This window comes from Escherichia sp. WS338, assembly GCF_046486405.1.
Classification (GTDB): Bacteria; Pseudomonadota; Gammaproteobacteria; order Enterobacterales; family Enterobacteriaceae; genus Escherichia; species Escherichia coli.
This window is the reverse complement of record NZ_JBJQLL010000008.1, coordinates 35,977-56,221: the sequence shown is the minus strand read 5'-3', so window position 1 is coordinate 56,221 and position 20,245 is coordinate 35,977. Positions and strand designations below refer to the sequence as shown.

Here is a 20,245-nt window from a genome sequence, read left to right as displayed (position 1 = left end):
AGTCAATGCGCAATCTGGTTAAATATGTCGGAATTGGCCTGCTGGTTATGGGGCTTGCGGCCTGTGATGATAAAGACACTAACGCTACGGCGCAGGGTTCGGTCGCAGAAAGTAACGCGACCGGGAATCCCGTCAACCTACTTGATGGCAAGTTAAGTTTCTCGCTGCCAGCAGATATGACCGACCAGAGCGGTAAGCTGGGAACGCAGGCCAATAACATGCATGTCTGGTCCGACGCCACCGGGCAGAAAGCAGTCATCGTCATCATGGGCGATGATCCGAAAGAAGATCTGGCGGTGCTGGCGAAGCGTCTGGAAGATCAGCAACGTAGCCGCGATCCGCAGCTGCAAGTGGTAACCAATAAAGCCATTGAGCTGAAAGGTCACAAAATGCAGCAGTTAGACAGCATTATCTCCGCGAAAGGCCAGACGGCGTACTCTTCCGTTATTCTGGGTAACGTGGGTAATCAACTGCTAACCATGCAAATTACGCTGCCAGCTGACAATCAGCAAAAAGCACAGACCACCGCAGAAAACATCATTAATACGCTAGTTATTCAGTAAGTTTTAAGATGATGAGGCGGCCTCAGGTATTTCCACCGGGGGCCGTTTTTTTAATCGCCACGTCAGTAATAACGCGATTGCGACCAGTCCCGCCGCCGCCAGATAAATCACCGGAACGCCCGCCCAACTCATCACCAGCCCAGCCAGTGGTCCGGTCACGCCAAGCGATAAATCCATAAATACGGTGTAAGTTGCCAGCGCCGCCCCCTGATTTTGCTGCGGAACCGCTTTTACCGCCACTACGCCCAATGCCGGGAACACCAGCGAAAACCCTGCCCCCGCCAGTAAGACGCCGATTTTCGCCATCCACGGCATAGTCGCCACGCCAACCAGTAGCAGGCCGATTATCTCAACGCTAAAGCAAATCATCGCTACGTTTAAGCCGCCGATACGGTTAATGCCGTTAGGGAATAACAAACGCGTACCGACAAACGCACAGCTAAACAGCGTCAGCGCGAAAGCCGCACCGTCCCAACCTTTAGCGTCATAAAACAGCGTGATAAAGGTGGCGATAACGCCAAATCCGGCGGAAGCCAGTGCCAGCGCCATACCGTACAGCCAGACGCGCCCAAGCACCGCGCGAAACGGCAGCGGTTTGCCTTTACTGGCTTTTACCGTCGGACGCGGGATCGCCAACAAAATGGCCACCAGCGCCACGCCCATAATGATTAACGCTAACGCCTGCAAGCCGCCCCAGTGATAAAACACGACACCTAACGGCGCACCCATCGCCATCGCCCCGTAAGTGACAATGCCGTTCCACGAAATCACCCGCCCGATATGCAGCGAGCCAACCACGCCAACGCCCCACAGGGTCGATCCCGTTCCGGCAAAACTTTGCCCAATCCCAAGGATGACGCGCCCCAGGCACAGTAATAACAGGCTGATGACGGGCAGACTGGCGGTTAATCCTGCCGTCAGATATCCCAGACCGCTCAAAAAGCAGCCGCATAAACCGAAGACGACAATCTTTTTGGGTCCCAGCAAATCGGCGTAACGTCCGGCATGAGGGCGGCTCAGCAAGGTGGCGAAATATTGCAGGCTGATAACCAATCCTGCCCAAAAAGCGCTAAAGCCCATCACATCATGGACATAGCCCGGTAATACAGCGAGCGGCAACCCGATGGTGAGGTAGCTGGCGAAGTTAAACATGACAATGGAGACAATGCGCAAATTCAGGCGCAATCCGTTTAGCGCGGGTTCGGCTACGGGTTCGGGCATGAGGATCACCACATTTTTACAACAGTGTTTCATTTTTACCACGTGCTGACGTGAAAATCAGCAGTAAGAATCAGAATATTGCTGGCGTGACTCCCGCTACACTTAATACAAAAAGTCACAAGGAAGCCCCAATGGAAACCCCTCAACCCGATAAAACGGGCATGCACATTCTGCTCAAGCTGGCCTCGCTGGTAGTGATCCTCGCGGGCATTCACGCAGCGGCAGATATCATTGTGCAGCTGTTACTGGCGCTGTTTTTTGCCATCGTCCTCAACCCGCTCGTCACCTGGTTTATTCGTCGGGGAGTACAACGCCCCGTTGCCATTACGATTGTGGTGGTGGTGATGCTGATCGCACTAACTGCGCTGGTCGGCGTACTGGCGGCATCGTTTAACGAATTTATCTCTATGCTGCCGAAGTTTAATAAGGAGCTGACGCGCAAACTTTTTAAATTGCAGGAGATGTTGCCTTTTCTTAATTTACATATGTCGCCGGAGCGAATGCTGCAGCGGATGGACTCGGAAAAAGTGGTTACCTTCACCACGGCGCTAATGACCGGGCTTTCCGGGGCAATGGCGAGCGTGCTTTTGCTGGTGATGACCGTAGTTTTCATGCTGTTTGAAGTGCGCCACGTCCCTTACAAAATGCGTTTTGCGCTAAATAACCCACAGATTCACATCGCCGGACTACACCGCGCACTTAAAGGCGTTTCGCATTATCTGGCGTTAAAGACGCTACTCAGTTTATGGACGGGTGTCATCGTCTGGCTGGGGCTGGAGCTGATGGGGGTGCAGTTTGCGCTGATGTGGGCAGTACTGGCGTTTTTGCTCAACTACGTGCCCAATATCGGCGCGGTAATTTCCGCCGTACCGCCAATGATTCAGGTGCTGCTGTTTAATGGTATTTACGAATGTATTCTGGTCGGCGCATTGTTTTTAGTTGTCCATATGGTCATCGGCAATATTTTAGAGCCACGGATGATGGGCCATCGCCTGGGGATGTCCACCATGGTGGTATTTCTTTCATTGTTAATTTGGGGATGGCTGCTCGGCCCGGTAGGGATGCTACTTTCGGTGCCATTAACCAGCGTGTGTAAAATCTGGATGGAAACCACCAAAGGCGGTAGCAAACTGGCGATTTTACTGGGGCCAGGCAGACCGAAAAGTCGGTTACCGGGATGAGGCGACAAGTGTTACGATACGCACTTTCATTTTCCATTATACGTTGGCCCTGATATGTATCGGATAGTTCTGGGGAAAGTTTCGACCTTAAGCGCAGCTCCACTGCCACCGGCTTTACGCGATCAAGCACCGCAAGGTCCACGACGCGAACGCTGGCTGGCGGGGCGTGCATTGCTTTCGCACACGCTTTCCCCGCTACCGGAGATCATCTATGGCGAACAAGGCAAACCTGCATTCGCGCCGGAAACGCCGCTATGGTTCAACTTAAGCCATAGCGGTGACGATATCGCCCTGCTGTTGAGCGATGAAGGCGAAGTTGGCTGCGATATCGAAGTGATTCGCCCGCGCGCCAACTGGCGCTGGCTGGCGAACGCCGTGTTCAGCCTTGGGGAACATGCCGAGATGGACGCCGTGCATCCTGATCAGCAACTGGAAATGTTCTGGCGCATCTGGACGCGCAAAGAAGCCATCGTTAAACAGCGTGGCGGCAGCGCCTGGCAAATCGTCAGCGTAGACAGCACCTATCACTCATCACTGTCAGTCAGCCATTGTCAGCTAGACAATTTAAGCCTGGCGATCTGCACCCCTACCCCCTTTACGCTCACCGCCGACAGTGTGCAATGGATCGATTCAGTTAACTGATCCGCCCACCCGACTGCCCATCTATTGATCCAGAACAGGTAATCAGTATGACGAATACTTAAAATCGTCATACTTATTTCCGCCATCTATTTTAATCCATTGGGGTTACCATGCTCTCCACACTCCGCCGCACTCTATTTGCGCTGCTGGCTTGTGCGTCTTTTATCGTCCATGCCGCTGCACCAGATGAAATCACCACCGCCTGGCCGGTGAATGTCGGGCCACTAAACCCGCACCTTTACACGCCTAACCAGATGTTCGCCCAGAGCATGGTTTATGAACCATTGGTGAAATATCAGGCAGACGGTTCGGTGATCCCGTGGCTGGCAAAAAGCTGGACTCATTCTGAAGATGGCAAAATCTGGACCTTCACCCTGCGTGATGGCGTGAAATTCTCCAACGGTGAACCGTTTGATGCAGAAGCGGCGGCAGAAAACTTCCGCGCAGTGCTCGATAACCGTCAACGTCACGCCTGGCTGGAGCTGGCAAACCAGATTGTTGATGTTAAAGCACTCAGTAAAACAGAGCTGCAAATTACCCTGAAAAGCGCCTACTATCCTTTCCTGCAAGAACTGGCCCTGCCGCGCCCTTTCCGCTTTATCGCCCCCTCGCAGTTTAAAAACCATGAAACCATGAACGGAATTAAAGCGCCGATTGGCACCGGGCCGTGGGTTTTACAGGAATCGAAACTGAATCAGTACGATGTCTTTGTCCGTAACGAAAACTACTGGGGCGAGAAGCCGGCGATTAAGAAGATCACTTTTAACGTCATCCCGGACCCGACTACCCGCGCGGTAGCGTTTGAAACTGGCGATATCGACCTGCTGTACGGAAATGAAGGATTATTACCGCTCGATACCTTCGCCCGCTTTAGCCAGAACCCGGCTTACCACACCCAACTGTCACAGCCGATCGAAACCGTGATGCTGGCACTCAATACCGCCAAAGCCCCCACCAACGAGCTGGCCGTACGTGAAGCTCTTAATTACGCGGTAAACAAAAAATCGCTGATTGATAACGCGTTGTATGGCACCCAGCAGGTCGCCGACACCTTGTTTGCTCCTTCTGTGCCCTATGCCAACCTCGGCCTGAAACCGCGCCAGTACGATCCGCAGAAAGCGAAAGCGTTGCTGGAAAAAGCCGGCTGGACGCTGCCTGCGGGCAAAGACATCCGCGAGAAAAATGGTCAGCCGCTGCGCATTGAACTGTCGTTCATCGGCACCGATGCGTTAAGCAAATCGATGGCGGAAATCATTCAGGCTGATATGCGCCAGATTGGCGCAGATGTCTCACTGATTGGCGAAGAAGAGAGCAGTATCTATGCTCGTCAGCGCGACGGTCGTTTTGGCATGATTTTCCATCGCACCTGGGGCGCGCCATACGATCCACACGCCTTCCTGAGTTCAATGCGCGTACCGTCGCACGCTGATTTCCAGGCACAGCAAGGATTAGCCGACAAGCCGCTGATTGATAAAGAGATCGGCGAAGTGCTGGCAACCCATGACGAAACGCAACGTCAGGCGCTGTATCGCGACATTCTGACCCGTCTGCATGACGAGGCGGTTTATCTGCCTATCAGCTACATCTCGATGATGGTGGTATCAAAACCGGAGCTGGGTAACATCCCCTACGCGCCGATCGCCACCGAAATTCCGTTCGAACAGATTAAACCGGTGAAACCTTAATGTTGCGTTACGTATTACGCCGCTTTCTGCTGCTGATCCCGATGGTGCTCGCCGCCTCGGTGATCATTTTTCTGATGCTGCGCCTCGGCACCGGCGACCCGGCGCTTGATTATTTGCGTCTGTCTAACCTGCCGCCGACGCCGGAGATGCTGGCCTCTACCCGCACCATGCTGGGGCTGGATCAGCCGCTGTACGTGCAATACGGCACCTGGCTATGGAAGGCGCTGCATCTCGATTTCGGTATCTCATTCGCCAGCCAACGCCCGGTGCTGGACGATATGCTGAACTTCCTGCCCGCCACGCTGGAACTTGCAGGTGCCGCGCTGGTATTAATTCTGCTCACTTCCGTGCCGCTCGGTATCTGGGCGGCGCGCCATCGCGATCATCTGCCGGATTTCGCCGTACGTTTCATCGCGTTTCTCGGCGTGTCGATGCCCAACTTCTGGCTGGCGTTTTTGCTGGTGATGGCGTTTTCGGTATATCTGCAATGGCTACCCGCGATGGGCTACGGCGGCTGGCAGCACATCATTCTGCCTGCGGTTTCCATTGCCTTTATGTCGCTGGCGATTAACGCGCGTCTGCTGCGCGCCAGTATGCTGGACGTCGCCGGTCAGCGTCACGTCACCTGGGCACGGCTACGCGGCCTGAACGACAAACAGACCGAACGCCGCCATATTCTGCGCAATGCCTCGCTGCCGATGATCACCGCCGTGGGGATGCACATTGGCGAACTGATTGGCGGGACGATGATTATCGAAAACATCTTTGCCTGGCCTGGCGTCGGGCGCTATGCGGTGTCGGCGATTTTTAACCGTGACTATCCGGTGATCCAGTGCTTTACGCTGATGATGGTAGTGGTTTTTGTGGTCTGTAATTTGATTGTTGATTTACTCAACGCCGCGCTGGACCCGCGCATTCGTCGTCATGAAGGAGCGCACGCGTGAACTTTTTCCTCTCTTCCCGCTGGTCGGTACGCCTGGCGCTGATCATTATCGCCCTGCTGGCGCTGATTGCGCTCACCAGCCAGTGGTGGCTGCCGTATGACCCACAGGCGATTGATCTGCCGTCGCGCCTGCTTTCACCGGATGCGCAGCACTGGCTGGGTACCGATCATTTAGGGCGCGATATTTTCTCGCGGCTGATGGCGGCGACCCGCGTGTCGCTCGGCTCGGTAATGGCCTGCCTGCTGCTGGTGCTGACATTAGGGCTAGTTATTGGCGGCAGCGCCGGGCTGATTGGCGGGCGCGTTGATCAGGCCACCATGCGCGTTGCCGATATATTTATGACCTTCCCGACGTCGATTCTGTCGTTCTTTATGGTCGGCGTACTCGGCACCGGGTTGACCAACGTGATTATCGCCATCGCCCTGTCGCACTGGGCGTGGTATGCGCGCATGGTGCGCAGCCTGGTGATTTCGCTACGCCAGCGCGAGTTTGTGCTGGCGTCACGGCTTTCCGGCGCGGGCCATGTGCGGGTGTTTGTCGATCATCTGGCAGGCGCGGTGATCCCCTCGCTGCTGGTGCTGGCGACGCTGGATATTGGTCATATGATGCTGCACGTCGCGGGGATGTCCTTCCTCGGCCTCGGCGTGACCGCGCCGACCGCCGAATGGGGCGTGATGATTAACGACGCGCGCCAGTATATCTGGACCCAGCCGCTGCAAATGTTCTGGCCGGGGCTGGCGCTGTTTATCAGCGTGATGGCCTTTAACCTGGTGGGTGACGCACTGCGCGATCATCTGGACCCTCATCTGGTGACGGAGCACGCACACTAATGCCGCAACAGATTGAACTACGTAATATCGCGCTACAGGCCGCGCAGCCGCTGGTGCACGGCGTATCGTTAACCCTTAAACGCGGGCGTGTGCTGGCGTTAGTCGGCGGTAGCGGCAGCGGGAAATCATTAACCTGCGCCGCGGCGCTGGGCATTCTCCCCGCAGGCGTTCGCCAGACGGCGGGGGAAATTTTAGCCGATGGCAAACCGGTTTCTCCCTGCGCCCTGCGCGGCATCAAAATTGCCACCATCATGCAGAACCCGCGCAGCGCCTTTAATCCGCTGCACACCATGCACACCCACGCGCGGGAAACCTGCCTAGCGCTGGGGAAACCCGCCGATGACGCCACGCTTACCGCTGCCATAGAAGCGGTGGGGCTGGAAAACGCCGCGCGCGTGCTGAAGCTGTACCCGTTCGAGATGAGCGGCGGCATGTTGCAGCGCATGATGATTGCGATGGCGGTGCTGTGCGAATCACCGTTTATCATCGCCGATGAACCGACTACCGACCTTGATGTGGTAGCGCAGGCGCGCATCCTCGATCTGCTGGAGAGCATTATGCAAAAACAAGCGCCGGGAATGCTGCTGGTGACCCATGATATGGGCGTTGTGGCGCGTCTGGCGGATGATGTGGCGGTGATGTCGCACGGTAAAATTGTCGAACAGGGCGATGTCGAAACGCTGTTTAACGCCCCCAAACATGTGGTAACGCGCAGCCTGGTTTCCGCTCATCTCGCCCTCTACGGTATGGAGCTGGCATCATGACTTTACTTAACGTCTGCGACCTTTCACATCACTATGCGCACGGTGGATTTAGCGGAAAACATCAGCACCAAGCGGTGCTGAATAACGTTTCTTTGACTCTGAAAAGCGGTGAAACCGTCGCCCTGCTGGGACGCAGCGGCTGCGGAAAAAGCACCCTCGCGCGGCTGCTGGTAGGCTTAGAGTCTCCCTCACAAGGGAATATTTGCTGGCGCGGCGAATCGCTGGCGAAACTTAATCGCGCCCAACGTAAAGCCTTCCGCCGTGATATTCAGATGGTGTTTCAGGACTCCATCAGTGCCGTGAATCCGCGCAAAACCGTGCGCGAGATCCTGCGTGAACCGATGCGCCACCTGCTATCACTGAAAAAAGCCGAACAACTGGCGCGCGCCAGCGAAATGCTGAAGGCGGTCGATCTCGATGACAGCGTTCTCGACAAACGCCCACCGCAGTTAAGCGGCGGCCAGCTCCAGCGCGTCTGCCTGGCACGCGCGTTGGCGGTCGAACCGAAACTGCTGATTCTGGATGAAGCCGTTTCTAACCTTGATCTCGTGTTACAGGCGGGCGTCATTCGCCTGCTGAAAAAGCTGCAACAACAGTTTGGCACCGCCTGCCTGTTCATCACCCACGACTTACGCCTGGTAGAACGCTTTTGCCAACGAGTGATGGTGATGGACAACGGGCAAATCGTCGAAACCCAGGTGGTGGGAGATAAATTAACCTTTTCCTCTGACGCCGGACGTGTGCTACAAAACGCGGTATTACCCGCATTCCCCGTGCGCTGTCGCACCACAGAAAAGGTTTAACGCAAATGCAACGAGTCACCATCACGCTTGATGACGATTTACTGGAGACGCTGGACAGCCTGAGCCAGCGTCGTGGTTATAACAACCGTTCCGAAGCTATCCGCGATATTCTGCGTAGCGCCCTGGCGCAAGAGGCCACCCAGCAGCACGGCACACAAGGTTTCGCAGTGCTCTCCTATGTGTATGAACACGAAAAACGCGACTTAGCCAGCCGTATTGTTTCCACCCAGCATCATCACCACGATCTCTCGGTTGCTACTCTGCATGTGCACATTAATCACGACGACTGTCTGGAAATTGCCGTGCTGAAAGGTGACATGGGCGACGTGCAGCATTTTGCCGATGACGTTATCGCCCAGCGCGGCGTGCGGCACGGGCATTTGCAGTGCTTGCCGAAGGAAGATTGAGTTATTTCTAAAACGAGGAAAGAAAAGATATTAACTGAACTTAATTTATAAAATTAAGTTCAGTTGCATAGATAGATCCTGTAAAGGCAGATATTCTGCGTAATGTACGCCGCTAAAATTTATAAATGATTCAAACGCTCATTTAGCGTTTCAATAATATAAGTATTTACAGAGACTTGTTGCTGCGCAGCCGCATTAGTAAGGCGTTCACTCAGCGATTCTGGATAGCGTAATGTAAAGGTCTTAATCTTTTCTGTACGCGCATACGGCTCAATACCCGCAGCTTTACAATCCTCAAGATACTCTCGCAGGGAAAGCTCCCCTTCTTTTTGCAGCCCCTGAATACTGTCAGAGACAAAATCACAATAACCTGACAAGCCCAGGAATTTGCCACGAAATGCATTCAGTTCTGGCACGTAAGTGATAACTGCAGGTTGCCCGGCAATCTCCATAGAGTTTGGTGTCTTCAGTTTGATCATGGTTTTACCCCTATACTTAGTAACCAGTCACGAACGCTTTCTACAGCGCCTTTATCGGTATCTGGCGACGGATGAGGCCGATGGAAACACGCAACGCTCATATTTAGTATGAACTTACAACGCGAACCTCTTCCTTCCTTAATTTCTCCGCCTAATGCTTTAACCAGTGACTCTATATCAGACCACTTAATCCCTTGAGGAACAGGAGATTTAAATATTTGATCCAATGTATTTTTTTGTTTCTTCCGTAAAGCCTGTACCTGGGTTCTCATGGCATGTCCTTATGACTTCACTTTATGACATCAATAGTATGACATCACAATATGAAGTCAAGTTTCCCTTCCTTACGCCATTGTCCCAATCGTCTTCCTGAATCGCAGCAGTGCGATGGTGAAAAATGCGCCGCCAATTGCCATCAGCGTCAGGAACTGCGGCCAGACGATTTCGAATCCGGCACCACGGTAGAGAATGGCCTGCGCGAGGCTGACAAAGTGTGTCGTCGGCATGGTCAGCATAATGTCCTGCACCGTCTGCGGCATACTTTCGCGCGGCGTGGATCCACCGGAAAGCATTTGCAGCGGTAGCAGCACCAGAATCACCAGCAGCCCCAGTTGCGGCATTGAACGCGCTATCGTCCCCATAAAAATGCCGATCGACGTAGTGGCAAACAGACTGAGCGCCACGCCCAGCATAAACAGCGGGATCGAGCCTTCAATCGGTACGCCCAGCACGCCTTTCACCATCAGTACCAGCGATAATCCCGACACCACCAGCACCACCAACCCCATCGACCAGACCTTCGCCATCATGATCTCAAACGGCGTTATCGGCATCACCAGTAAGTGTTCCACCGTGCCGTGTTCGCGCTCGCGGATCAGCGCCGATCCGGTCAGCACAATCGCCAGCATGGTAATGTTGTTGATGATCGCCATCACCCCGCCAAACCACGCGGGATCGAGGTTCGGGTTAAAGCGCATCCGGGTTTCCAGCGATACCAACGGTTCGCTATTATCACGGTAGCGCGCGACAAAGCTGTTCACTTCACCGTTGATAATATTCTGGATATAACCGTTGCCAGTGAATGCCTGGCTCATGCGCGTGGCATCGACGTTCACCTGAATATCCGGCTGGCGTCCGGCGAGGACATCACGCTGAAAATTAGGCGGAATATTTATCGCGAAGGTATAGCGTCCGGCGTCCAGTCCGGCATCCATCTCATCGGCGGTGATCATCTCCGGTGGCAAAAACCACGGGCGATAGAAGCTGTTAACGATCCGGTTCGACAACTGCGATTGATCCATATCGGCTATGGCGATCGGCGCGAGGTTCAACGATCCTGGCGTGACGGTCGCTGACGAATACACCGATACCGTAAACGAGAAAACAATCAACGTCAGCATCGCTTTATCACCGAGCAGACTGCGCAACTCTTTGATACCCAGATTAAAAATATTGCGTAAATGGCGCATCATCCCTCCTGTTTTTTCAGCAGCAGGATGCTTAAGCCCATCACCAGCGGGATGGCTATCAGCAGCGGGATAAAAAGTTGCCACAAATCAGTCAGATCCAGCGCTTTCGAGAACGTCCCGCGGGCGATAGTCAGAAAATGACTGGTCGGGTAAACCTCGCCGATCCAGCGTCCTGGACCTTCCAGCGAAGCTACCGGATCGATCATCCCGGAAAACTGTGTCGCCGGGATCAACGTGATAATCGCCGTACCGAAAATGGCGGCAATCTGGCTTTTCATAAAGGTGGAGATCAGCAGCCCCATTCCGGTGGCAATGATGATATACAGCAGCGCCGCCAGGGTGAGCGTCAGGAAACTACCTTTATGCGGTACGCCAAACACAAACACCGACAGGCCGCAGAGCAGGAAAAAGTTCAGCATCCCCAGCGCGATGTACGGCAGCTGTTTGCCAAGCAAAAATTCGCTACGGGTGGTGGGTGTCACGTAAAGGTTGATAATCGACCCTAGCTCTTTTTCCCGCACCACGCTAAGAGCGCTTAGCATTGACGGGATCATCATCAGCAGAAGCGGGATCACCGCCGGAACAATCGCTGGCAGGCTTTTTACATCCGGGTTATAGCGATAGCGCGTCTCAATATTCATCAGCCCGCTTTGGCTGGCGGGTGTGGACTGTCGGCTCGCCACATCCTGTAGCCAGCTCTGGTGCATGGCCTGCACGTAGCCTTTTACCGTTTCGGCGCGGCTCGGCATCGCACCGTCGATCCAGACACCGAGTTCCACGGGCGTACCACGCGCGATATCGCGCCCGAAATTGGGAGGGATCTCAATTGCCACCGTGATATCGCCCGCACGCATCCGACGATCAAGCTCGTCATAACTGGTGAGCGGTGGCTGTTCGATAAAGTAACGGGAACCGGAAAGATTGAGCGTCCACGCCTGGCTACTGACGGTTTGATCGCGGTCAAGCACCGCAAAGCGCAGGTTTTCCACATCCATACTGATGCCGTAACCCATTATCAGCATCAGGATCACCGTTCCCATCAGCGCCAGCGTCGAACGTACCGGATCGCGTCGCAGTTCCAGCGCTTCGCGGCGGCTGTAGCTAAACAGACGGCGCAGGCTGAATCCCTGACGTGGCGCGTGGGTGGTGTCGTGTACCACCGGCGGCGCTTCAGCTTCGTTGCTCTGCCCTGCCGCTTCCTGCAAATAAGCGATAAATGCCTCTTCCAGACTGGCGGCTCCGCGTTTCTCAACCAGTTCCGGCGGTGTACCGCTGGCGAGCACTTTTCCGGCGTGCATCAGTGAGATACGGTCACAACGTTCCGCTTCGTTCATAAAGTGGGTGGAGATGAAGATAGTCACTTTGTCCTGACGCGAGAGATCGACCATCAACTGCCAGAACATATCCCTCGCCACCGGATCGACGCCAGAAGTCGGTTCATCAAGGATTAACATCTCCGGGCGATGAATCACCGCCACCGCCAGCGATAGCCGCTGGCGAATGCCGAGCGGCAATGACTCCGGCAATACATCTTCGACGTCGTTGAGCTTAAAACGCTCGCTCATTTCAGCCACTCGCGCGGGAATTTCCGCTTCCGGGATGTGAAACAAACGGGCATGTAACTCCAGGTTTTGCCGCACGGTGAGCTCGTTATAGAGCGAAAACGCCTGCGACATATAGCCTACCCGACGGCGGGTATCGATATCTTTTGGATCAACCGGTTGCCCAAACAGCCACGCCTCACCTTCGCTGGCGGGCAGCAGTCCGGTTAGCATTTTCATGGTGGTGGATTTACCGCAGCCGTTCGATCCAAGAAAACCAAAAATCTCCCCGCGTGGAATGCGGAAATTGACGTGATCAACGGCAACGAAGGAACCAAAACGCATGGTCAGATCGCGCGCTTCGATGGCAATCTCTGCGTTTTCCGGTTGATACGGTGGGATCACTACCGCCTGATGCGCCTGGCGTTGCGCTTGCGGTAACAGATTTATAAACGCCTCTTCCAGCGTCGCACTTTGCGTTTGCTGCCGCAGCTCTTCGGCGCTGCCGGTTGCCAGCACTTCTCCGGCATTCATCGCTACCAGCCAGTCGAAGCGTTCGGCCTCTTCCATGTAGGCGGTGGCGACCAGCACGCTCATATTGCTCTGCCGCTGGCGAATGCTGTCGATCAAATCCCAGAACTGGGCGCGGGAGAGCGGGTCAACCCCCGTTGTTGGCTCATCAAGAATCAACAGTTCCGGGTCGTGGATTAACGCACAGCACAGCCCAAGTTTTTGCTTCATCCCGCCGGAGAGTTTCCCTGCCGGACGATCACGAAACGGTGCTAACCCGGTGCTGGTCAGCAGCTCATTGATTCGCACTTCCCGCTCCGCTTTGTCGTGACCGAACAGGCGAGCGAAAAAATCGACGTTTTCATACACCGACAAGGTGTGGTAGAGGTTTTTGCCCAGCCCCTGCGGCATCCAGGCGATGCGCGGGCAAACGTCGCGGCGATGCTTCGGGTCGCGCATATCGCCGCCCAGCACCATCACGCTGCCCTGCTCAATGACGCGGGCACCGGAAATCAACGACAACAAGCTCGATTTACCGACACCATCCGGTCCAATCAGCCCGACCATGCAACGGGCCGGAATATCGAGTGTGATATTGTTCAGCGCAACGGTTTTTCCATAATGCTGGCTCACGCCCGCCAGTTGCGCGACAGGCGGGACGGGAACCAGTTCCAGATGCGTCATTGCGGCAACCTCACCACCAGGTCGTCAGGCCACGGAAGTTCTTCATTCACCCGCACCCACGCTACGCCCGGCAATCCGGTTTTGACATATTCCAGATGCTGCTGGAGTAATTCCGGTGGGATACGCGCTTTGACACGGAACATCAATTTCAGCCGCTCATCGCTGGTTTCGACGGTTTTTGGCGTGAACTGGGCGACGCTGGCGACAAAACTGATGGTCGCGGGAATACGCAGATCTGGTGCAGCATCAAGAATCAAACGTGCTTCACCGCCCAGTTTCAGCGTGCCCGCCTGTTCGGTTGGCAGAAAGAAGGTCATATAGACGTCGCTGAGATCGACCATATTCAGCACCCGACCGCCTGCCGCCAGCACTTCCCCTGGCTCGGCAACCCGATACTGCACGCGTCCGTCACGCGGGGCTTTCAGTTCGCTGTCATCGATATCTGCGGCAATGCGCCGTTCAGTGGCTTGTGCGGCTTCGACGCGTGTTTGCGCCTGAATGATATTGGTGCGTGCCGCTTCTATAGCGGCTTTAGAAGCCGAAACCTGGGCTTTTGCTGATTCCAGCGCAGCTCGGGCGCTCTCAGCGGCGGCGCGATCGTCATCCAGCTGTTGCGCAGAAATAGCCCCTCGTTGGGCGAGCGAGCGGGAACGCGTATGACGTTTGGCAACGGAGTCCAGTTCGGCCTGGCGTTGATTAACCAGCGACTGTGCGGCACGAGTTTCGCTTTGGCGTTGCTCCAGCAAAGCCTGCGCGGCGGCAACGGCGCTTTGTGCTTCTTTGATTTGCGCGATGGCTTCCAGTCGCTGTTCCTGCAACACGCGAGTATCCATCTTCGCCAGCACTTCACCTTCTCGAACAAACTGGCCTTCTTTCACCAGAATGGTGTCGATACGCCCGGCAATTTTGCTGGCGATATCCACTTCCGTCGCTTCAATGCGCCCATTGCTGACAGCAAAGCCTTCCGGCACACCCGCCGGGCGCAACAGCCACCACGCCACGACGGCAGCCACCGCCAGTGCCCCGACAACCCACCACGCCAGATGGCGCTTACTCTTATCCATAATCGATCCGCCATAATCCCTGTAAGCAATCGACGCGTGTTACAACTGCCACCGAACGATGTTCAGCGGATTCTTCCATCCGGGATAAGAAGGAAATGGCAAATACGACCAGCGCACAGAGCATTGAGCGCCAATGGGGAAGGCTTAGTGAAAACGGGTAGTAATGTTGTCATCATCAGCATTCCTGGCCGTAAATGAAACACGCATACTCATAAGTGAAATCAATTAAATACTAACAGTTATATTCATGTTGTCTATTTGATTGCCATCAACTTGTGATACATCGCGATGTTCTTCCGTTCGCTGGTGTTTTTTCCAAAAATATTCTGTACAGGTTCACAGATTCTGTTGCACAGGTTTCCGTAACAGGGAAACCTGATGACTATCACATAGCGTTATTATCGCCTGATGTGCGAATAAATACCGAATATAAAATAATTTATTCTGAAAAGATGATAGATGATAAAGGCTCGTGGGTTTAATAAAATATTCCCTAAAAGACTCATTTAAAACAACAAAATAAGATAAAGATATTAATTCAGAGTTTATCTTAGGATAAATATTTATTTAATAGCATTAACTCACCGCTAAAAGTTGATCCCCATAACGCTAAATCCGATTATAGTGAAGTTACTTTTTTTAATTGATGGCATCTTATAGACATATTTAACTAACTGAAAAGACGAATCATATGTTTTTCGAAGTGTAGCAGAAAATATATATGGGGTTTAAAATGAATATATATATCGGATGGTTGTTTAAATTAATTCCTTTACTGATGGGTATAATATGCATCGCATTAGGTGAGTTTGTATTAACCGGTTCTGGGCAAAGTGAATATTTCGTTGCAGGGCATGTTCTGATTTCTCTTTCTGCGATATGTCTGGCATTGTTCACTACCGCATTTATTATTATATCTCAGTTAACTCACGGCATGAATAAATTCTACAACAGGTTATTTCCCGTTATTGGTTATGCCGGTTCTGCTACAACTATGATTTGGGGATGGTCACTGTTGGCAAGCAATAATGTGATGGCAGATGAATTTGTCGCCGGTCATGTTATTTTCGGCGTTGGCATGATTGCCGCTTGTGTATCAACCGTAGCGGCATCTTCCGGACATTTTCTGTTGATCCCCAAAAACGCCTCGGGCAGTAAGAGTGACGGTACGCCATTGCAGGCCTATTCTTCAACAATCGGTAATTGCTTAATTGCCGTTCCCGTTCTGCTTACTCTCTTTGGTTTCATTTGGTCAGTCATACTGTTACGTAGTGCAGATATCACACCACATTATGTTGCAGGTCACGTACTAATGGGGTTAACGGCAATTTGCGCTTGTCTTATTGGCCTTGTCGCCACTATTGTCCATCAAACGCGGAATACGTTCTCAGTGAAAGAACATTGGCTGTGGTGCTATTGGGTTATTTTGCTTGGCTCACTTACCATTATTTTTGGTATCTACGTATTAATCAGTTCAGATGCAAGCGCCCGCCTGGCCCCCGGCATTATTCTCATTTGCCTGGGGATGATCTGCTACAGTATTTTCTCCAAAGTGTGGTTGTTAGCGCTGGTATGGCGACGCACCTGTTCGTTAGCCAACAGAATACCCATGATTCCGGTATTTACCTGTCTGTTTTGTCTGTTCCTTGCTGCGTTCCTGGCTGAAATTGCGCAAACCGATATGGCTTACTTTATTCCTTCGCGAGTTCTGGTTGGCTTAGGTGCAGTTTGTTTTACACTGTTTTCCATCGTTTCTATATTAGAAGCGGGTTCAGCGAAAAAATAATAAAAAAGGCTTCAGATAAGGCGTTGGACGCCTTATCTGGTTTTATTCAGGTTAATCCCTCTGGTATCGAGAGCACATTTTGCTTCTTATTCTGCCACCAAATCCTGCGCACAAGCCCATGCACTCGACCACGCCCACTGGAAGTTATAGCCCCCCAGCCAGCCGGTGACGTCCATCACTTCGCCGATGAAGTACAGCCCAGGCACTTTGCGCGCTTCCATCGTCCGTGAAGAGAGTTCGTTGGTGTCCACGCCGCCGAGCGTCACTTCGGCAGTGCGATAGCCTTCAGTGCCGTTGGGTTGTACGCGCCAGTCGGTCAATGTGCTAATCAGTGCCTGTTGGTCACGCACGTTGAGCTGTTTTAGCGAAACATCCGGGATTTGCCCGAGTTGTTGTAAACGTTCAACCAACCGCTTCGGTAGATGAACCGCCAGTGTGTTTTTCAGGCTCTGATTCGGATGTGCATTACGCTGCTCATTCAGGAAGGTTTCGAGGTCCACATCCGGTAGCAGATTGATACTGACAAATTCACCCGGTTGCCAGTAGCTGGAAATTTGCAACACCGCCGGTCCAGATAAGCCGCGGTGGGTGAAGAGTAAGTTCTCACGGAAAACGATGCCGTTTTCAGCGGTAATCACGGAAGGCACCGCCACGCCCGCCAGCACCTGTAACTCTTCGAGCAACGGTTTATGCAGAGTGAATGGCACCAGGCCCGCGCGGGTCGGCAGCACGTTGAGGCCAAATTGTTCGGCAATCTTATAACCAAACGGCGACGCGCCCAGCCCTGGCATTGACAGTCCACCGGTCGCGATGACCAGCTTTTCGCAACCGACAGTCATGCCGTTCAGTTCAAGCGTGAAGCCTGTTTCATCCTTCGCCACACTCAGCACTTCGCTACGCAATCTGAAGGTCACATTGCCCTTCTCGCACTCATCCACCAGCATGTCGACAATCTGCTGCGCGGAGTCATCGCAGAAGAGTTGCCCTAACGTTTTCTCGTGCCAGGTGATGCCGTGTTTATTGACCAGATCAATGAAATCCCACTGGGTAAAACGCGCGAGTGCAGACTTACAAAAATGCGGATTCTGGCTCAGATAAGCGCCCGGTTCGACATAAAGGTTGGTAAAGTTGCAGCGCCCACCGCCAGACATGAGGATTTTGCGCCCTGGTTTTTTACCATTATCGATCAGCAGAACCCGGCGTCCTGCCTGACCTGCCAGCGCAGAACAGAACATACCCGCCGCACCAGCGCCTATAATAATGGCATCAAACCTTTCCACGTTGCGCTCCTCTAAGAAAAAACGGGCGTGAATTGTAAAGATTCCTCAGTGGTCGCACCAGCATCAATATTACTAAAAGGAAGTATTTACCTGAATTATATAAGATAATTATTTTTTGAGTGAAATCCATACAGGAGGCAAATCAAAAAAAGTCTATATTTCACTTTGCCCGCGCCGCGAAAGTCACTGATAATGCGCCGCGTTCATGTCCTCAAAATGGCGTAACGTCCTATGCTACATTTGTTTGCTGGCCTGGATTTGCATACCGGGCTGTTATTATTGCTTGCACTGGCTTTTGTGCTGTTCTACGAAGCCATCAATGGTTTCCATGACACAGCCAACGCCGTGGCAACCGTTATCTATACCCGCGCGATGCGTTCTCAGCTCGCCGTGGTTATGGCGGCGGTGTTCAACTTTTTGGGTGTTTTGCTGGGTGGTCTGAGTGTTGCCTATGCCATTGTGCATATGCTGCCGACGGATCTGCTGCTTAATATGGGATCGTCTCATGGCCTTGCCATGGTGTTCTCTATGTTGCTGGCGGCGATTATCTGGAACCTGGGTACCTGGTACTTTGGTTTACCTGCATCCAGCTCTCATACGCTGATTGGCGCGATCATCGGGATTGGTTTAACCAATGCGTTGATGACCGGGACGTCAGTGGTGGATGCACTCAATATCCCGAAAGTATTAAGTATTTTCGGTTCTCTGATCGTTTCCCCTATTGTCGGCCTGGTGTTTGCTGGCGGTCTGATTTTCTTGCTGCGTCGCTACTGGAGCGGCACCAAGAAACGCGCCCGTATCCACCTGACCCCAGCGGAGCGTGAAAAGAAAGACGGCAAGAAAAAGCCGCCGTTCTGGACGCGTATTGCGCTGATCCTTTCCGCTATCGGCGTGGCGTTTTCGCATGGCGCGAACGATGGTCAGAAAGGCATTGGTCTGGTTATGTTGGTATTGATTGGTGTCGCACCAGCAGGCTTCGTGGTGAACATGAATGCCACTGGCTACGAAATCACCCGTACCCGTGATGCCATCAACAACGTCGAAGCTTACTTTGAGCAGCATCCTGCGCTGCTGAAACAAGCGACCGGTGCTGATCAGTTAGTACCGGCTCCGGAAGCTGGCGCAACGCAACCTGCGGAGTTCCATTGCCATCCGTCGAATACCATTAACGCGCTCAACCGCCTGAAAGGCATGTTGACTACCGATGTGGAAAGCTACGATAAGCTGTCGCTTGATCAACGTAGCCAGATGCGCCGCATTATGCTGTGCGTTTCTGACACTATCGACAAAGTGGTGAAGATGCCTGGCGTGAGTGCTGACGATCAGCGCCTGTTGAAGAAACTGAAGTCTGACATGCTTAGCACCATCGAGTATGCACCGGTGTGGATCATCATGGCGGTCGCGCTGGCGTTAGGTATCGGTACGATGATTGGCTGGCGTCGTGTGGCAACGACTATCGGTGAGAAAATCGGTAAGAAAGGCATGACCTACGCTCAGGGAATGTCTGCCCAGATGACTGCGGCAGTGTCTATCGGCCTGGCGAGTTATACCGGGATGCCGGTTTCCACTACCCACGTACTCTCCTCTTCTGTCGCGGGGACGATGGTGGTAGATGGCGGCGGCTTACAGCGTAAAACCGTGACCAGTATTCTGATGGCCTGGGTGTTTACCCTTCCGGCTGCGGTACTGCTTTCCGGCGGGCTGTACTGGCTCTCCTTGCAGTTCCTGTAATCGCACGCACCAAAACGAGCGGGTCAGTTTACTGGCCCGCTTTTTTTATGCGTTATTTTTGCTGAAGTGCTTAATGCCAAATCATCAATGCAATCAGACTGACCACCACCAGACCACACAATGCGCTGGTCAGAATAAACTGCCGACGCACCCGCTCACAGCGGCGAATAAACTCATCATCGTGATGATCGCGATAACGTTGGGCATAGATATACCAAACGAGACGCACCTGTTTGTTGGGTTGGCCATGTGAGGTAAAAAAGCCCCCTCCATCAACATATTGATAGAGCAATGGATCGCAGTTACGCAGTACCACTAACAACGCGCGTAGTGATGAGAAATAGCGCGCCATGTTAACAATGCAAACGACACATAAAGCCCAAAATAATGCGACGGTGCTTATCATACCTCCTCCCCGGCGACCTGCCCGCGGAGTTCCACCCCGGGGCTACCGCTCCCGATACGCTGCCAATCAGTTAACACCAGGTCCTGGAGAAACCGCTTTTGTGGTGACCAACATCCGAGCGGCTCTATAGATAGTGTAGGAGATCAGGTTGTTTTTTTTCCAGAAGGTTAACCACTATCAATATATTCATGTCGAAAATTTGTTTATCTAACGGGTAAGCAAGGCGGATTGACGGATCATCCGGGTCGCTATAAG

The 20,245-nt window shown here is 53.2% G+C and carries 20 protein-coding genes; 11 read left to right on the top strand and 9 right to left on the bottom strand.

What is annotated here, in order from left to right:
* The first annotated feature begins 5 nt into the window (after positions 1-5).
* Positions 6-563, top strand: coding sequence for a phage sensitivity protein DcrB (dcrB, locus tag ACJHWT_RS09535; RefSeq protein ID WP_001245296.1), 558 nt, complete (start codon positions 6-8; stop codon positions 561-563).
* A gap of 3 nt (positions 564-566) precedes the next feature.
* On the opposite strand, the gene ACJHWT_RS09530 is transcribed toward dcrB, so the two are convergent.
* The gene (locus ACJHWT_RS09530) at positions 567-1,817 is read right to left on the bottom strand and encodes an MFS transporter (protein WP_001298004.1); all 1,251 of its coding nucleotides are present in this window, start codon (positions 1,815-1,817) and stop codon (positions 567-569) included.
* Between the two features lie 98 nt (positions 1,818-1,915).
* Between ACJHWT_RS09530 and ACJHWT_RS09525 the strand changes: the two genes are divergently transcribed.
* The 8 genes from ACJHWT_RS09525 to nikR all read left to right on the top strand — a co-directional run bounded on the left by ACJHWT_RS09525 (position 1,916) and on the right by nikR (position 9,040).
* Complete coding sequence (locus ACJHWT_RS09525) at positions 1,916-2,965, top strand: AI-2E family transporter (RefSeq protein WP_001297848.1); 1,050 nt, start codon at positions 1,916-1,918, stop codon at positions 2,963-2,965.
* A gap of 54 nt (positions 2,966-3,019) precedes the next feature.
* The gene (gene acpT, locus ACJHWT_RS09520; RefSeq protein WP_000285764.1) at positions 3,020-3,607 is read left to right on the top strand and encodes a 4'-phosphopantetheinyl transferase AcpT; all 588 of its coding nucleotides are present in this window, start codon (positions 3,020-3,022) and stop codon (positions 3,605-3,607) included.
* A 110-nt stretch (positions 3,608-3,717) separates the two neighbouring features.
* Complete coding sequence (gene nikA, locus ACJHWT_RS09515) at positions 3,718-5,292, top strand: nickel ABC transporter substrate-binding protein (protein WP_000953341.1); 1,575 nt, start codon at positions 3,718-3,720, stop codon at positions 5,290-5,292.
* A complete protein-coding gene (gene nikB / locus ACJHWT_RS09510) occupies positions 5,292-6,236 on the top strand; it encodes a nickel ABC transporter permease subunit NikB (RefSeq protein WP_000947063.1) in 945 nt (314 codons plus the stop codon). The genes nikA and nikB overlap by 1 nt, the downstream gene beginning before the upstream one ends.
* Positions 6,233-7,066: a nickel ABC transporter permease subunit NikC gene (nikC, locus tag ACJHWT_RS09505; protein ID WP_021539320.1), complete on the top strand. Its 834-nt coding sequence runs from the start codon at positions 6,233-6,235 to the stop codon at positions 7,064-7,066. Before nikB ends, nikC begins: the two co-directional genes overlap by 4 nt.
* Positions 7,066-7,830 (top strand): nickel import ATP-binding protein NikD, encoded by a 765-nt coding sequence (gene nikD, locus ACJHWT_RS09500; RefSeq protein ID WP_001136206.1) that lies wholly within the window; start codon positions 7,066-7,068, stop codon positions 7,828-7,830. Before nikC ends, nikD begins: the two co-directional genes overlap by 1 nt.
* On the top strand, positions 7,827-8,633 hold the full coding sequence (gene nikE / locus ACJHWT_RS09495) for a nickel import ATP-binding protein NikE (RefSeq protein WP_000173650.1): 807 nt from the start codon (positions 7,827-7,829) through the stop codon (positions 8,631-8,633). Before nikD ends, nikE begins: the two co-directional genes overlap by 4 nt.
* Before the next feature lie 5 nt (positions 8,634-8,638).
* Complete coding sequence (gene nikR, locus ACJHWT_RS09490; protein ID WP_001190062.1) at positions 8,639-9,040, top strand: nickel-responsive transcriptional regulator NikR; 402 nt, start codon at positions 8,639-8,641, stop codon at positions 9,038-9,040.
* A 119-nt stretch (positions 9,041-9,159) separates the two neighbouring features.
* On the opposite strand, the gene ACJHWT_RS09485 is transcribed toward nikR, so the two are convergent.
* The 6 genes from ACJHWT_RS09485 to yhiY form a co-directional block, all read right to left on the bottom strand.
* Positions 9,160-9,519, bottom strand: a complete 360-nt coding sequence (locus tag ACJHWT_RS09485) for a type II toxin-antitoxin system HicB family antitoxin (protein ID WP_000593557.1) — start codon at positions 9,517-9,519, stop codon at positions 9,160-9,162.
* Entirely contained in the window at positions 9,516-9,791 is a 276-nt protein-coding gene (locus ACJHWT_RS09480) for a type II toxin-antitoxin system HicA family toxin (RefSeq protein WP_001260301.1), read from the bottom strand. Before ACJHWT_RS09480 ends, ACJHWT_RS09485 begins: the two co-directional genes overlap by 4 nt.
* 72 nt (positions 9,792-9,863) lie before the next feature.
* Positions 9,864-10,988, bottom strand: coding sequence for an ABC transporter permease (locus ACJHWT_RS09475; protein ID WP_001318088.1), 1,125 nt, complete (start codon positions 10,986-10,988; stop codon positions 9,864-9,866).
* Entirely contained in the window at positions 10,988-13,723 is a 2,736-nt protein-coding gene (gene rbbA, locus ACJHWT_RS09470) for a ribosome-associated ATPase/putative transporter RbbA (RefSeq protein ID WP_000149178.1), read from the bottom strand. Before rbbA ends, ACJHWT_RS09475 begins: the two co-directional genes overlap by 1 nt.
* Entirely contained in the window at positions 13,720-14,787 is a 1,068-nt protein-coding gene (locus ACJHWT_RS09465; protein ID WP_000361470.1) for an HlyD family secretion protein, read from the bottom strand. The genes rbbA and ACJHWT_RS09465 overlap by 4 nt, the downstream gene beginning before the upstream one ends.
* 62 nt (positions 14,788-14,849) lie before the next feature.
* On the bottom strand, positions 14,850-14,963 hold the full coding sequence (yhiY, locus tag ACJHWT_RS09460; protein ID WP_001304942.1) for a protein YhiY: 114 nt from the start codon (positions 14,961-14,963) through the stop codon (positions 14,850-14,852).
* A gap of 557 nt (positions 14,964-15,520) precedes the next feature.
* Between yhiY and ACJHWT_RS09455 the strand changes: the two genes are divergently transcribed.
* Positions 15,521-16,573, top strand: a complete 1,053-nt coding sequence (locus ACJHWT_RS09455; RefSeq protein WP_001318089.1) for a DUF2776 family protein — start codon at positions 15,521-15,523, stop codon at positions 16,571-16,573.
* An 86-nt stretch (positions 16,574-16,659) separates the two neighbouring features.
* On the opposite strand, the gene ACJHWT_RS09450 is transcribed toward ACJHWT_RS09455, so the two are convergent.
* Entirely contained in the window at positions 16,660-17,853 is a 1,194-nt protein-coding gene (locus ACJHWT_RS09450; RefSeq protein WP_000439204.1) for an NAD(P)/FAD-dependent oxidoreductase, read from the bottom strand.
* A gap of 231 nt (positions 17,854-18,084) precedes the next feature.
* Here ACJHWT_RS09450 and pitA point away from each other — a divergent pair, with 231 nt between their 5' ends.
* Positions 18,085-19,584 (top strand): inorganic phosphate transporter PitA, encoded by a 1,500-nt coding sequence (gene pitA / locus ACJHWT_RS09445; protein ID WP_000902780.1) that lies wholly within the window; start codon positions 18,085-18,087, stop codon positions 19,582-19,584.
* Positions 19,585-19,654: 70 nt separating this feature from the next.
* Here the strand turns inward: pitA and uspB are convergent, their stop codons facing one another.
* Positions 19,655-19,990, bottom strand: coding sequence for a universal stress protein UspB (gene uspB, locus ACJHWT_RS09440; protein WP_000626187.1), 336 nt, complete (start codon positions 19,988-19,990; stop codon positions 19,655-19,657).
* Between the last annotated feature and the right edge of the window lie 255 nt (positions 19,991-20,245).

What these genes read in the sequence shown, in the direction of transcription:
- dcrB (WP_001245296.1), top strand. Translation starts at nt 6, where the DNA reads ATGCGCAATCTGGTTAAATATGTCGGAATTGGCCTGCTGGTTATGGGG.
- ACJHWT_RS09530 (WP_001298004.1), bottom strand. Translation starts at nt 1,817, where the DNA reads ATGAAACACTGTTGTAAAAATGTGGTGATCCTCATGCCCGAACCCGTA.
- ACJHWT_RS09525 (WP_001297848.1), top strand. Translation starts at nt 1,916, where the DNA reads ATGGAAACCCCTCAACCCGATAAAACGGGCATGCACATTCTGCTCAAG.
- acpT (WP_000285764.1), top strand. Translation starts at nt 3,020, where the DNA reads ATGTATCGGATAGTTCTGGGGAAAGTTTCGACCTTAAGCGCAGCTCCA.
- nikA (WP_000953341.1), top strand. Translation starts at nt 3,718, where the DNA reads ATGCTCTCCACACTCCGCCGCACTCTATTTGCGCTGCTGGCTTGTGCG.
- nikB (WP_000947063.1), top strand. Translation starts at nt 5,292, where the DNA reads ATGTTGCGTTACGTATTACGCCGCTTTCTGCTGCTGATCCCGATGGTG.
- nikD (WP_001136206.1), top strand. Translation starts at nt 7,066, where the DNA reads ATGCCGCAACAGATTGAACTACGTAATATCGCGCTACAGGCCGCGCAG.
- nikE (WP_000173650.1), top strand. Translation starts at nt 7,827, where the DNA reads ATGACTTTACTTAACGTCTGCGACCTTTCACATCACTATGCGCACGGT.
- nikR (WP_001190062.1), top strand. Translation starts at nt 8,639, where the DNA reads ATGCAACGAGTCACCATCACGCTTGATGACGATTTACTGGAGACGCTG.
- ACJHWT_RS09485 (WP_000593557.1), bottom strand. Translation starts at nt 9,519, where the DNA reads ATGATCAAACTGAAGACACCAAACTCTATGGAGATTGCCGGGCAACCT.
- ACJHWT_RS09480 (WP_001260301.1), bottom strand. Translation starts at nt 9,791, where the DNA reads ATGAGAACCCAGGTACAGGCTTTACGGAAGAAACAAAAAAATACATTG.
- ACJHWT_RS09475 (WP_001318088.1), bottom strand. Translation starts at nt 10,988, where the DNA reads ATGCGCCATTTACGCAATATTTTTAATCTGGGTATCAAAGAGTTGCGC.
- rbbA (WP_000149178.1), bottom strand. Translation starts at nt 13,723, where the DNA reads ATGACGCATCTGGAACTGGTTCCCGTCCCGCCTGTCGCGCAACTGGCG.
- ACJHWT_RS09465 (WP_000361470.1), bottom strand. Translation starts at nt 14,787, where the DNA reads ATGGATAAGAGTAAGCGCCATCTGGCGTGGTGGGTTGTCGGGGCACTG.
- yhiY (WP_001304942.1), bottom strand. Translation starts at nt 14,963, where the DNA reads ATGATGACAACATTACTACCCGTTTTCACTAAGCCTTCCCCATTGGCG.
- ACJHWT_RS09455 (WP_001318089.1), top strand. Translation starts at nt 15,521, where the DNA reads ATGAATATATATATCGGATGGTTGTTTAAATTAATTCCTTTACTGATG.
- pitA (WP_000902780.1), top strand. Translation starts at nt 18,085, where the DNA reads ATGCTACATTTGTTTGCTGGCCTGGATTTGCATACCGGGCTGTTATTA.
- uspB (WP_000626187.1), bottom strand. Translation starts at nt 19,990, where the DNA reads ATGATAAGCACCGTCGCATTATTTTGGGCTTTATGTGTCGTTTGCATT.